Annotated in this window: 11 protein-coding genes; 4 read left to right on the forward strand and 7 right to left on the reverse strand. The window is 36.4% G+C overall.

Features of this window, described 5'->3' with window-relative positions; all coding sequences use genetic code 11:
• The first annotated feature begins 20 nt into the window (after window positions 1-20).
• The 4 genes from ACMA47_RS09615 (at window position 21) to ACMA47_RS09630 (ending at window position 3,920) form a co-directional block, all read left to right on the forward strand.
• Window positions 21-320, forward strand: a complete 300-nt coding sequence (locus tag ACMA47_RS09615) for a hypothetical protein (RefSeq protein ID WP_089692794.1) — start codon at window positions 21-23, stop codon at window positions 318-320.
• Window positions 321-468: 148 nt separating this feature from the next.
• Window positions 469-2,061 carry a SulP family inorganic anion transporter gene (locus ACMA47_RS09620; protein WP_413929618.1) on the forward strand — a complete coding sequence of 531 codons (1,593 nt, stop codon included), beginning with the start codon at window positions 469-471 and terminating at the stop codon, window positions 2,059-2,061.
• A gap of 51 nt (window positions 2,062-2,112) precedes the next feature.
• Window positions 2,113-2,748: a carbonic anhydrase gene (locus tag ACMA47_RS09625; protein WP_034691487.1), complete on the forward strand. Its 636-nt coding sequence runs from the start codon at window positions 2,113-2,115 to the stop codon at window positions 2,746-2,748.
• Between the two features lie 245 nt (window positions 2,749-2,993).
• On the forward strand, window positions 2,994-3,920 hold the full coding sequence (locus ACMA47_RS09630; protein WP_413929619.1) for a hypothetical protein: 927 nt from the start codon (window positions 2,994-2,996) through the stop codon (window positions 3,918-3,920).
• Between the two features lie 96 nt (window positions 3,921-4,016).
• On the opposite strand, the gene pth is transcribed toward ACMA47_RS09630, so the two are convergent.
• The 7 genes from pth to mfd all read right to left on the reverse strand — a co-directional run bounded on the left by pth (window position 4,017) and on the right by mfd (window position 12,861).
• A complete protein-coding gene (gene pth / locus ACMA47_RS09635; RefSeq protein WP_413929620.1) occupies window positions 4,017-4,580 on the reverse strand; it encodes an aminoacyl-tRNA hydrolase in 564 nt (187 codons plus the stop codon).
• Between the two features lie 85 nt (window positions 4,581-4,665).
• Window positions 4,666-5,598: a hypothetical protein gene (locus ACMA47_RS09640; protein ID WP_034691494.1), complete on the reverse strand. Its 933-nt coding sequence runs from the start codon at window positions 5,596-5,598 to the stop codon at window positions 4,666-4,668.
• A gap of 99 nt (window positions 5,599-5,697) precedes the next feature.
• Window positions 5,698-6,573 carry a hypothetical protein gene (locus tag ACMA47_RS09645; protein WP_413929621.1) on the reverse strand — a complete coding sequence of 292 codons (876 nt, stop codon included), beginning with the start codon at window positions 6,571-6,573 and terminating at the stop codon, window positions 5,698-5,700.
• Window positions 6,574-6,725: 152 nt separating this feature from the next.
• Window positions 6,726-7,463: a hypothetical protein gene (locus ACMA47_RS09650; protein ID WP_413929622.1), complete on the reverse strand. Its 738-nt coding sequence runs from the start codon at window positions 7,461-7,463 to the stop codon at window positions 6,726-6,728.
• 8 nt (window positions 7,464-7,471) lie between these two features.
• Window positions 7,472-8,299, reverse strand: a complete 828-nt coding sequence (locus ACMA47_RS09655) for a hypothetical protein (RefSeq protein ID WP_413929623.1) — start codon at window positions 8,297-8,299, stop codon at window positions 7,472-7,474.
• Window positions 8,299-9,120 (reverse strand): hypothetical protein, encoded by an 822-nt coding sequence (locus ACMA47_RS09660; RefSeq protein ID WP_413929624.1) that lies wholly within the window; start codon window positions 9,118-9,120, stop codon window positions 8,299-8,301. The genes ACMA47_RS09655 and ACMA47_RS09660 overlap by 1 nt, the downstream gene beginning before the upstream one ends.
• Window positions 9,121-9,492: 372 nt before the next feature.
• Window positions 9,493-12,861: a transcription-repair coupling factor gene (mfd, locus tag ACMA47_RS09665; protein ID WP_413929625.1), complete on the reverse strand. Its 3,369-nt coding sequence runs from the start codon at window positions 12,859-12,861 to the stop codon at window positions 9,493-9,495.
• Window positions 12,862-13,003 lie beyond the last annotated feature (142 nt).

The raw sequence follows: 13,003 nt of genomic DNA on the forward strand, positions 1-13,003 counted from the left end.
TTTTCTAAAAAGAAGATAAAATGAAATTCTGGAGTATTATTGTATTAACGTTCTTTCTGAATTTTACAGCGCTGCCAAGCATTGCTGCGGTTGCGGGCTGGGATATTGCGAGAACAAATATAATAATCAATGAAGAAGAGCCTCATTCTCACCCATCCTCATTCATTGTTTACGAAAAGACCATTCCGAAACCTTTAGATGTATTCGATTATCTGAAGTTTTCAGAACCAGATGTTCAGGGTGTGTCTTTTGTTCTGATTGATGATTCTTTTCATCTTTCCCCTTTACTTACTATATTTTCCCCTCCTCCGGAAGCGTAAACTCCTATAGTTAGATTTTTTTGATACCATTTCCATATCATTTTATGATATCGGATATCCATGTACTTTAAAAATTATTTTTTCTCAACTTTTTATAATTGACTTATTTAAAAACAAATAAGCCGGTTATACTTTACAGCTTCACATTATGAAAAAGACATCATTAATAGGAGGAATCAAGGAAAATTTTCCTTCAGGACTCGTGGTATTTTTAGTAGCACTTCCGTTGTGTTTAGGAATTGCTTTAGCATCAGGTGCTCCACCATTATCCGGTATTATTTCCGGTATCGTGGGCGGCCTGGTAGTAGGAATCATCAGTAATTCAAATATTTCAGTTTCAGGGCCTGCTGCAGGTCTGACAGCTATCGTTTTAACAGCAATAACAGATCTTGGCGCCTTTGAACTTTTCCTTTGCGCAGGGATTATTGCAGGACTTATTCAATTGGTTTTAGGGTTTGTAAGAGCCGGAAGTATTTCCAACTATTTCCCGAATAACGTCATTGAAGGAATGCTGGCAGCCATAGGAATCATTATTATTTTAAAACAGATTCCGCATGCATTAGGTTTCGACAAAGATTATGAAGGTCATGAATCTATTTTTGATAATGGCCTGAATTTCGGATATTTTACTGAATTATTTGGAGCGATCCATCCGGGTGCCATTGTTATTACTTTAATTTCTGTAGCAATCCTTATTGCATGGGACAAAATCCACGTACTGAAAAGGATGAAAATGCTTCCGGGAGCATTGGTTGCCGTAATTGTAAGTATTCTTTTAAATCAACTCTTTAAGATGTCCGGAAGTTCTCTGGCTATCGAAACTCAACATTTGGTTTCTTTACCGGTTCCACAGTCTTTTGATGATTTTAAAAATCTGATTACAACGCCTGACTTCAATGGTTTTACCAATCCAAAAGTATGGATCGTAGGAGCAACGATTGCCATTGTAGCATCTATTGAAACTTTACTTTGTATTGAGGCTTCAGACCGATTAGACAGACAAAGAAGAATTACAGATACCAATCTTGAGCTTAAGGCTCAGGGAATCGGAAACCTTATAAGTTCTTTTATTGGCGGTCTTCCGATGACTTCCGTTGTAGTAAGAAGTTCTGCCAATGCCAATGCTGGAGCAACCTCTAAAATGTCAACTATTATTCATGGTGTATTCTTGCTGATTTGTGTACTTTCTATTCCCGTTATTTTAAATTTAATTCCATTGGCGACATTAGCTGCGGTATTAATTTTAGTAGGGTATAAATTGGCAAAGCCGGCAACATTCAAACATTTCTGGCACTTAGGAAAGTTCCAGTTTATTCCATTTGTGGCAACTGTTGTAGCGGTAGTGGCAACAGACCTGTTAAAAGGGGTAGGAATTGGTCTTATGATCTCCGTTTTCTATATTCTGCAAGGAAATATGAAAAGGGCTTATTATTTAAGCAGAGAAAGACTGGATGATGCTGATGGAATCAATATTAAACTGGCTGAAGAAGTATCATTTTTAAATAAGGCAGCCATCAAAAAAACACTTAAAAATATAAAACCCAACTCTACAGTCATTATTGATGCGAAGAGCACTTCCTATATTGCAACCGATGTACTGGAAATGATTCAGGATTTTGCCAATATCCGTGCAAAGGAACAAGACATCAATGTAGAGCTTATAGGCTTTAAAACTTCATACAGAGATTACGAAAGAAGTGAGGATTCCCATATTTTAGTTACTCACAAAAGAGCCATGTAATCCCAATAATTAATTAATTTTTTTAACTTTAAATTCGAAAACAATAAAAATATGAAAGCACATACATACGAAACACAGTCAACTATTACTCCTGAGAAAGCATTAGAATTCTTAAAAGAGGGAAACCAGAGATTTGTAAACAACCTTAAGGCAAACAGAGACCTTCTTGAGCAAGTGAATGCAACACGTGAAGGGCAATGGCCTTTCGCAGTTGTTTTAAGCTGTATAGACAGCCGTACTTCTGCAGAGCTTATCTTTGACCAGGGATTAGGAGATGTTTTCAGTATCAGAATTGCCGGTAACTTTGTGAACCAGGACATTCTGGGATCTATGGAATTTGGCTGTAATGTTGCAGGTTCTAAGCTTATTGTAGTTTTAGGACACACGAAATGTGGAGCTTTAAAAGGAGGTCTTGATGCAGCACAAATTGAAGGACTGGGAATGGATAACCTAAACCACCTGATCAATCACTTCAACCCTATCATCAACGAGATCATTGAAGAGAATGAAGAACGTTCATCAAAAAACAGCTCCCTTCTTGAAAGACTTAACCATCAAAACGTAAAAAGTGCGATTGAAGATATCCGTAAGCAAAGTTCAACACTTAAAAACCTTGAAGCTGAGGGTAAAATTAAAATCGTTGGAGCCAACTATGATGTTGAAACAGGTGCAGTAACCTGGTTATAAGAAGTAAAACTCTTAACATTTCAATTATAATTTACAGAAAATGCCATCGGAATCCGGTGGCATTTATGTTTTATTATATATCATCATAAAATAAGACAATTATAAACCTGGCTTGTCAATAAACTGGCTTAAACAGTAGTATATTTCATTTTTAAAAGGGTTTGTTTTCATTATCGAAAAATAATTATAAATTCGTGCCGCTGAGAAAACATTCTCACAAACCATGACTACAAACTCAAAAAAGTATGATTTTCCCCAAAGCAAAAAAAATAGGCAGAGATCTTGGATGGCATAAAACAAACCATAAGGTATTCGGACTTTACAAAGGCTATTTTTTCAATGTTTCAGATGCAAGTATCATACATACTCCTCAATACAAATATGTTTCAGTAACAACCGGCAATTTAACCGAGGAACAAAGACAAAAAATCAAAACAGAGTTAACAGGAAACAGAAAAAGATTAAGATTTACCCTCTTTGAAATTAGAGAAAATACTATTTTTTTCAAATTCACAGAAAATATAATGCCTACTAAAATCAGAACTGTTTATGCTCTGTTTGACTTTATGGCTGATCTACTAAAAAAGCTGAACATACCAGAACAAAACCATTGTCATAGCTGTGAAACAAATGAAAGTATTCACTATTACGACCTTAACCATACTGGTATACTCCTTTGTGATCATTGTTTTAAAGAAACGGATGATAAATTCTTTGAAATCGAAAAGACAAGAATTTCAAAAGAAAAAAATTATCTGACAGGATTTTTAGGAGCCATTATTTTTTCAATTCCTGCCATTATACTTTGGGTCTTAATTGCTGTATATTTAGGAGGTATTTCCTCAGGAATGGCATTTGTTATTGCCCTTCTTGGTTTTTTAGGCTATGATTATTTCAAAGGATTTCGTGGAAAACTGACAAGATCTATTATCTTCTTCACAAATATTGTAAGCATATTTATAGCCAATGTTATCACTGTAATTGCTTTATTGGTAAAACAAGGACTCACAATTAATCAGGCGATATTTGAGTTTCAAAACAACCCTGCAGCAAATGAAATATTTATGCAGAATATTATTCTATCTTTTTTATTATCATTCATTCCTTGGGTGTGGGTATTATTTATCAGGAAAGACGATAAATTAATTATAAAACCAGCAGAAAAATTTTAAAAGACATATAAATAAATGACTGCCTTAAATTTAAGGCAGTCATTCAATTTTATAAGCTATGCTGTAATTTCAGTTCTCTTTTATCCCTTTCCGGAATTATTTTCCGTTAAATGCAGACATTGTATTGTTCAATCCTGCAAATACGAATGAAAGACTAGCCTTAGCAGAAGTTTCAATTCTCTCTGTAAGCTTTTCAGATTCTTCTTCATTCCATGTTCCTAATACATAATCTACCTGTCTTCCTGCCGTAAAATCCGCAGAGATTCCGAAGCGAAGCCTTGCATAGTTTTGAGTCTGCAATACTTCATTAATATTTTTAAGGCCATTATGCCCTGCATCAGACCCTTTACCTTTCATCCTTAAAGTCCCGAAAGGTAAAGCCAGATCATCGGTAACGATCAGTACATTTTCCAAAGGAATATTTTCTTTCTGCATCCAGTACTTCACTGCATTACCGGAAAGGTTCATATAAGTATCCGGTTTCAGGACAAAAACTTTTCTGCCCTTGTGCTTTCCTTCTGCCAACCAGCCAAAATTGGAAGTATTAAATGATACGTCAAGAGTTTCCGCTATTTTCTCAGCTACTTTAAAGCCTATGTTATGTCTTGTATTTTCATATTCCGAACCTTTGTTACCAAGCCCGACAATTAAATATTTCATCAGAAATTTTTTGCAAAATTAAGGTATAAAAAATAAAAAACTCAATCTTAGGAAAGATTGAGTTTGAATATTGTTAAAAATTCTTCTATTGTGGTTTATAGATATAATTAACGCCGTATCCTTTTGTCATGTAAGTCTGAGGATCGTAAACGTAATTGGTGCTCTTCACAATCGGTGTTGGAATGGGTGGCGTAAGATCTGTTACCGACCATCTCTTAGGGTTGTTTGGAGATAAGATAAGACTTTCTTTGTCATTGATGATTGTAGATAATAATCTTGAAATTTTATATACATGTGGCAACAATGTGAATGGGCTTACCTGCTCATCATAGGCATAATATTCATAGCTATATTTTCCGGTAACAGGACCAAACGATCCACCAGTCATTGTTCCGTAGTTTCTTACTACTTTAGAGACATTGTCTCCTACATAAGTATAACCTGTTTTAGAATAATCTGTAAAATTAAGTGGAGCTCCTGGTACATCCGGTCCGTTTCTCATAATGATTGAATCCAGTTTTCCTGTAGCAGTACTGTATTTAACCTGATAAGCAGTTTTCTCTTTTTTCAGTAATGTCTGTGGTCCTACAGGCCCTCCAGGTATTACAGGCGGGGTTCTTCTGAAGGTTGAACGGTTTTCAGAAATCAGCTGCAGTTTGTTATTGTTTGCATAAGTGAACAATTGAGTGTATGACACACTGTCTTTATCCAGTTTTCCGTTTCCGTCTAGATCAAGGAAACCATTGAAATTAATCTGGCTGATTTTATCACCACTGTACATAATATCTGTAATGGAAGCACTGTCTGTGATTACTTTAGTCACAAGAAGCCCGCTGTACTGATATTCTGCGATCGTATCTTTATCTGTAATTTCTCTGTATAATGCTCTGGGGCCGCTTAAGCCTCCTGTATTGTTAAGATCCAATAATGGATTTCCATCCTCATCCAGCATGTCCTTGCAGGAATGTATTGAGGAAAAACCTGCGATTAGTAAAATAAAATAGAAAATTTGCTTCATTTCCTTGTAATTGATTATTTTTTTGACAAATATAATTTTTTTTTGCCTAAAAATTAGATTATTATTTATATTCTGGTAAGATTAATAACTATATTTCTTCTATAAGTTTTTATAGGTAAAAGTTACATTCTGATTTTTTTCAACAACCACATACCCTTGATTATCATAAGAATAACTTTGAGCTGTATTAACAGGAGTAGCCGGTGATGGCAATTCTATAAACATAGAAGTAGGGTTGTTCGGAGATATTTTATAGAATTGAGCAGGGTCAATCAGACTTCGCGTGATGAAATACACGGATGGTAGTGTAGAATATGGGCTTTTCTGAGCATCATAGTTCTGAAAACTAAACTTGCTTATTACTGCCGTACTCATATTCGGGTTTCCGTTGATATCCAACAGACCTTTGGAGCGAACGACCTGAATCACATTTTCTCCATTATACACAAAAGAATAATCAATAAATTTGTTATAAGCACTGATTCCTCCTTCTTTTCTCTTCTCAAGAATTTTAGTAAGTCTGCTGTTAACCGGATCATAGGTAAATGTATAGTCGCTTACAACAGAAGCCGATGGAGTTGCCCCCGTAGCGGTAGAAGTAGCGTTATAAATCTTTTTACCTGTAGCATCAGGAACAATATTAAATTCATAAGTAAGGCTGGATGCCGCTGAACTTACATATTTAATTTTAGTAATATTTTTATCGGTATACGTTACGGTTCCTGTATAATAAGCAGTTCCGGCAAAAGATTCATCTTTAGAGACAGCAGTCTGCAGATCTCCGGTTACAGCGGTTGTAGTATAATCTTCCTGAGAAACATTATTCGAATTTACCTTCGTTAAAATCTTTTTAGGAGGAGTTCCTTCATCCGGATTCGGGATGGATTCTGTGGGATCTGAGGTAGTATTACATGCAGTCAGCAGCCCAAGAAAAGCAATACCGGCAAATATTTTTAAAAAATAGTTTTTTACCATATAGAATTTTTTTAGCTTGTCCAAATATAATTCAATTTTCGATAATACACTTTACTTTATCTGAACAAATTCACAAGAAATAGAGTTAATAAACAAAAAAAATCTAAAAACATAACGTTTTTAGATTTCCTATTATTGTATTATGATGAAAATTAATAAGGTTGCAATATGGATGTTGTCAAAACAGACTGTGACATATCGCTGTTGAGAAAGGCCGCATCAACCGCTCTTCCTATTCCAAGAGTTGTTCCTGCAATCGCTCTTTTTATACAGGCAACTTTAACAGAATATTGGTTTTTAGGAGTAAGATTAGTAAGTGTAGCATTAAGATTAAAAATCTTATAAGCACCGCTGTCTCCTAATAACACATCCGTTCTCACTGCTCTAAGGGCATTATCAACAAAAACTCCACAGGCAAAACTCGCAGAATTTGTTCCTGTTTTCTGAATCGTCGTTTGAAATGAGAAAGTAGCCTTATTGGTTCCGTTGGTTACGGAGAATGTATCCACGGTTCCAGGAATTACCGTCCAGCCACCAGCCAGGGCTTCCCCATCAGTATAAGGGTTAGTTGCACCGCTACTTCCAGAAAAACCCACTCCAACTTTATCCGAAACGGTGTTGATGGAAAACACAGACATACTTCCCTGTCCATCTGCAATTTTAATAGCTTTCCAGTCATTGGCGTCTAAATCCGTATTATTGTGAAATATGTCACCTGCTTCTCCAGCAGACCCTTTCAGTACATCAGTACCTCCTGTTCTTAATTCTTTTCTGATATTAAGATCTCCGTTTACATCCAGCATATTAGTCGGATTAGGAGTATTAATACCCACTTGGGCATTTGTTGCAACAGCTACTAAAAGTGATGTTACAAATAATATTTTTTTCATAATCCGTCTTAGTTTATAATCGTGTTAAATACTTCAGGAACTTCATATACGTCAACTTTAAGAGAAGACTGTGAAATAAAGCTATTGATATTGCTATACACATTAGTTCCTATAGTAAGGGTATTTCCTGCACCTGAAGCTCCATAAGAGCCTAATCTTGTACAGGCAACGCTAACGGTATGATTACCCTGAGATAGATTATCTACAATCCCGATTTGGGTATGGGTAAGGAAAGGATATGAAGTAGTAATTGCCTTGAGATTTCTCTGTCTCAGGTTCACCAGTTTATTATCCACAAAAATACCACATGCATAATCTATGGAATTATCTGTACTTCCTGCCGCCGTAAAATCTGCCTGCACAACCGTTTCAAACTGAAAATATGCCTTACTTTGAGTACTGTAAACGGTGATGGTTTGTGAAAGTCCGTTTATGATCTTAAAATTGGTAAGGGTACTATACTCTTTTCCTTTCGTAAAAGTCCCTCCTCTTGAGGCCATGCTTACCGAAGAGTTTTCGGAAGAAGAGAAAGTGATTCCTACTTTATCTGAAAAGGAATTATTGTATATAAGGTAAAATTTATTGGGTTCATATTCAGGAATACGGAGTGATTTCCAGATCGGAGCAAAACCTTCTCCCTGAGATACAAGAAGCTGATCATTGTTCCCTTGAAAGATTGAGTTATCAGTAGCATTCTGGACAGCAATTTTCTTTCTGAAATTCGCATCTCCGTTTACATCAAGTTTTGCCTGTGGAGCGTCTGTTTTTATTCCTATCTGAGCTGTTGCCAAAAGACCTATGCTAAGAAGCAGCGTTGATAATAGTTTTTTCATCATTAGTTGTTTTTATAGCTCACGTATTCGATAACATCCATTTTCATGGTAGATTCCAATGTAAAAGCACTGGAAGCACCATTTGAAGAATCTACATTTCGTCCAATAGTAAATTGTGAAGTAGAGCTTGATGTATCAATCTTTCTGCATGCAATTTCAATATTGTGAACCCCTACAGGAACGTTCTGCTCGGTATAATTAAGAGTAAAAATATAATCCTGAAGACCCGCTTTTCCGCTGTTGTTATTGGAAGCAATTCTATCCGGACGTACCGCTACCAATGCTCCGTTTCTGAAAACACCGCAGGCAAATCTGACGCTCTGTATGGTTGTAGATGTAGATGCTTTCATTTCAATTCCTGTCTGGAACTGATAGGTAAGTCTGTTCTTTCCATTTTTGATGGTAAAAGTATTGTCGAGCCCGCCAATTTTTTTCCAATTGCCTTTAGTGATATCAGTAATATTATCTCCCACGTTGTTGGTGTAGATACCATCACCAGCGATACCATCCGTAAGTGAATTAATACCCGTTTGATCCGATGACAGATAAGAATTAATCAGCTTATACTGTCCCTCTTCCATAAAGGAAACATTCAAAGATTTCCACACTGGAGGCAAACCCTCACCCTGAGAAACCAAAACCTGGCCATTCAACCCGGCATCTCCAGCCTGAGTTGAACTACCGCCTACTCTAAGTTCTTTTCTTAAGGTGGTTTTTCCGTTCACATCAAGAACAGATTTGGGTTTTGCAGTACCTATTCCCACCTGTGCGTTAGCGCAGAACGAAAAAAGTCCAGCCACGCAGCAATGTATAATTGTTTTCATAATTAAGGACTGCAAAGTTAAGCAACGAAGTCCAAAAAATTCCAGTTATACATCTATAAACCTATAGAAATAAACACATTAGAACATAGAATTAATAATACTAAAAAGTAGAATTATTACTACATAACTCTACTTTCCGCGCATAAAAACAACAAGATAACGTCTCAAACCCTTACTGTACGGGAGTTTGCAGGATTTCTTTTATCATTAAAAAGTGATTTTAACCCCCTAAAAAGGCCTTTAATTCTCTTCAACAGGAATATTACAAAAGAAAAACATGATAACAATCACAAAAAAAACGTGTAAAAATTAATCTTTTTACACGTTTCTAATAATTTTTATGATATTATTTCCAGCAAATAGAAAATAAATTTAATCATGTTCAATAATTGCTTTCAACAACAGATTGACCTCATCTACATTTTTCACTCTTTCTTTCCTCATCATCAATTGATTACCTTCTTTTCCTGACTTCTCTTTAAGCTGGGCTTCAGCCGGATTTCGGGTCAGATAATTAATAATATGTCGGAATCTGTCGGTCTGATAAAACTTATCCTGAGGATTCCCTGGGAAGTATCCTAAAAATACTCCGTTTTTCATGACGATCTTTTCAAAACCGATGTCAGAAGCAAGCCACTTCAAGGAAACACTCTTCAAAAGATTGACAGCTTCTTTCGGCAATGCTCCGAAACGGTCAATCAGTTCCAGCTCAAACTGATGAAGATCGGCTTCATTAGTGATTTCCGCAATTTTCTGATACAACAACAGCCTTTCTTCGGTGTTGGAAATATATGAATCCGGCAACATCAGCTCTAAATCTGTATCAATGTTGACATCCTTCACAGATTTGAAAAGTTTTTGTCTGTCTTCTTCATTTTCAAAAAGGTTTTCAAAATCAGCATCATCTTTTAGCTCTTCTAAAGCTTCCTGCATTAGTTTCTGATACGTTTCAAACCCCATTTCATTGATAAACCCACTTTGTTCAGCACCCAAAAGATCACCGGCACCACGGATCTCCAGATCTTTCATCGCAATCTGGAAACCACTTCCCAGATCTGAAAACTGTTCAATAGCTTCCAAACGTTTTCTGGCATCTGAAGTCATCATATCATATGGCGGAGTAATAAGATAACAAAAGGCTTTTCTGTTACTACGTCCTACCCTTCCTCTCATCTGATGCAGGTCTGCCATACCAAATCTTTGGGCATCATTGATGAAAATAGTATTGGCATTCGGAACGTCTACTCCACTTTCTACAATGGTAGTGGACACGAGAACATCATATTTCCCTTCCATAAAATCCAGAACATTCTTTTCAAGCTGCTTCCCCTCCATTTGCCCATGTCCTGTAATCACTCTTGCATCCGGAACCAATCTCTGGATAAGTCCTGCAATATCTTTCAGGTTTTCAATTCTGTTATTGATAAAATATACCTGCCCATCTCTCTGAAGCTCGTAAGAAACTGCATCACGAAGAGTTTCTTCATTGAACCCGATTAACTGCGTATCTACAGGCTGTCTGTTTGGCGGTGGTGTTTTGATAACGGATAAATCCCTTGCAGCCATTAACGAGAACTGTAAAGTCCTCGGAATAGGAGTTGCCGTAAGCGTCAGAGTATCCACATTATTTTTCAAGGTTTTCAACTTATCTTTTACTGAAACCCCGAACTTATGTTCTTCATCAATAATCAATAAACCAAGATCTTTAAACTTCACAGAACTGCTTACCAATTGATGAGTACCAATAATAATATCTACTTTTCCGTTCTTTAAAGCTTCTAAAGTTTCCGATTTCTGCTTAGCTGTTCTGAATCTATTGACATAAGCAACATTGACAGGAAAATCTTTAAGTCTTTCTTTGAAACTTCTGTAATGTTGAAAAGCAAGGATAGTAGTAGGAACCAATACCGCAACCTGCTTACCGTCTGTTGCCGCTTTAAATGCCGCACGGATTGCCACCTCGGTTTTACCGAAACCTACATCTCCACAAACAAGCCTGTCCATTACCGTATCCGCCTCCATATCTCTCTTTACATCTACGGTAGCCTTTTCCTGATCCGGAGTATCTTCATAAATAAAGCTGGCCTCCAACTCGTTCTGCAGGTAAGAATCCGGAGTATAAGCAAACCCTTTCGCCGTTTTCCTCTGGGCATATAATTGAATAAGGTCAAAAGCAATCTGTTTAACCTTCGCTTTAGTTTTCTGTTTTAAAGATTTCCATGTTGGAGATCCAAGTTTACTCAAAACGATTTCTCTTCCATCCGGACCGTTGTATTTCGAAATCTTATGCAAAGAGTGAATGCTTACATATAATAAGTCTCCGTTTTTATAGGTCAGTTTGAAACATTCCTGAATCTTTCCGTCATTGTTCACTTTCACCAATCCCATAAATTTTCCGATTCCATGGTCGATGTGGGCGATATAATCTCCAATTTTCAGAGACATCAGGTCTTTCAGGGTAAGCTGCTCAGATTTTGCAAAAGTATTTTTCGCTTTATATCTCTGATAACGGTCAAAGATCTGATGATCTGTATAGACCAGCAGTTTGTGTCCATTATCTACAAATCCTTCATGAAGTTCAGACTTAAAACTTTTAAATGGAAGCTCATGTTCAAGCTCTTCAAAAATAGATTCCAGCCTTTCTTTCTGTTTTTCAGTTGAAAAAGAAATCCAGGTATCGAATCCTCCATTCTGCTTTTCTTCAATATCTTCAATCAGCAGTTCAAAGTTTTTATGAAAAGAAGGCTGTGGAAGCTGTTCCATTTTCACTTCAATTACTTCTTTCAATCCTTCAATGATTACTCCTCCAAAATCAACTGTTTTGAATTTTTTATAATCAAACAGAAACTCCTGATCAGAAATAAAAAGTTCCTGCGGGGTTCTGTGGGCAATATCTTTACTTAATGTATCGTATTTTTCCAAAGACTTTTCGTAGAACGTTCTGATCTTCTGCATTCCCACCATTCCGTTTTTAGAAACTACAAAACTTTCTTTAGGCAATAGCTGCAACAAAGAAACTCTGGTTCCCGTCACTGAAAAGTTCATATTGGATACCAGCTGAAAATCTTTTACTTTATCAACCGAAAGCTGCGTTTCAATATCAAAAGTTTTAATACTTTCCACTTCATTCCCGAAGAAGGTAATTCTATATGGCTTTTCGTGTGAATAGGAAAACACGTCTACAATTCCTCCTCTCACAGAAAACTCTCCCGGTTCGGAAACGAAATCAGCCTGCTGGAAATGATAATGATTAAGCAGTTCATCCACAAAATCAAAATCCAGCTGATCTCCCACTTTAATATGATGGGAAATTGCTTTAAAATCTTCTTTTTTCAAAACCTTTTCAGATAAAGCACCGGCATAAGCCACAATGACTTTCGGAGATCTTCCGGAATTGATTTTATTAAGAACCTCAGTCCTTAACACCAGGTTGGCATTTTGAGTCTTTTCCACCTGGTAAGGTTCAAGATGGGTCGCCGGAAAATACAGCACTTTATCTTTACCCAGAAGATCTTCCATCTCTGTATTGGCGTACAATGCATCTTCCTTATCATCTACCAGATAAAGAATATTCTTCTTCTGAACCAAAAAAAGCTCAGCCACAAAAATAGAAACTGAAGATCCTGCACTTCCTTTTACAGCAATATGCTGACTGTTTTCTAACTGGGTAAAAATTTCTTTCCCAAACTCTTTCTGCATAAGGTCTGGAAGGAACTTTTCATTGATGGATTTTAACTGCATAAATAGTAATGGTATAAACGACAAAAGCGATTTCGGGAGTTTTCCGAAACCGTTTATTGCTATACAAAGGTACGGATATTTTTTTCTTTGTTTCAAAAACAGAGTAACTTTCAGATTTAAAATGAAGCACTTAGACAATAAA

Origin of the sequence: Chryseobacterium sp. T20 (assembly GCF_047345655.1) — a bacterium.
Classification (GTDB): Bacteria; Bacteroidota; Bacteroidia; order Flavobacteriales; family Weeksellaceae; genus Chryseobacterium.

Bases quoted from the DNA above. Each gene is read 5' to 3' on its own strand.
- ACMA47_RS09615 (WP_089692794.1), top strand. From the start codon at position 21: ATGAAATTCTGGAGTATTATTGTATTAACGTTCTTTCTGAATTTTACA.
- ACMA47_RS09620 (WP_413929618.1), top strand. From the start codon at position 469: ATGAAAAAGACATCATTAATAGGAGGAATCAAGGAAAATTTTCCTTCA.
- ACMA47_RS09625 (WP_034691487.1), top strand. From the start codon at position 2,113: ATGAAAGCACATACATACGAAACACAGTCAACTATTACTCCTGAGAAA.
- ACMA47_RS09630 (WP_413929619.1), top strand. From the start codon at position 2,994: ATGATTTTCCCCAAAGCAAAAAAAATAGGCAGAGATCTTGGATGGCAT.
- pth (WP_413929620.1), bottom strand. From the start codon at position 4,580: ATGAAATATTTAATTGTCGGGCTTGGTAACAAAGGTTCGGAATATGAA.
- ACMA47_RS09640 (WP_034691494.1), bottom strand. From the start codon at position 5,598: ATGAAGCAAATTTTCTATTTTATTTTACTAATCGCAGGTTTTTCCTCA.
- ACMA47_RS09645 (WP_413929621.1), bottom strand. From the start codon at position 6,573: ATGGTAAAAAACTATTTTTTAAAAATATTTGCCGGTATTGCTTTTCTT.
- ACMA47_RS09650 (WP_413929622.1), bottom strand. From the start codon at position 7,463: ATGAAAAAAATATTATTTGTAACATCACTTTTAGTAGCTGTTGCAACA.
- ACMA47_RS09655 (WP_413929623.1), bottom strand. From the start codon at position 8,299: ATGATGAAAAAACTATTATCAACGCTGCTTCTTAGCATAGGTCTTTTG.
- ACMA47_RS09660 (WP_413929624.1), bottom strand. From the start codon at position 9,120: ATGAAAACAATTATACATTGCTGCGTGGCTGGACTTTTTTCGTTCTGC.
- mfd (WP_413929625.1), bottom strand. From the start codon at position 12,861: ATGCAGTTAAAATCCATCAATGAAAAGTTCCTTCCAGACCTTATGCAG.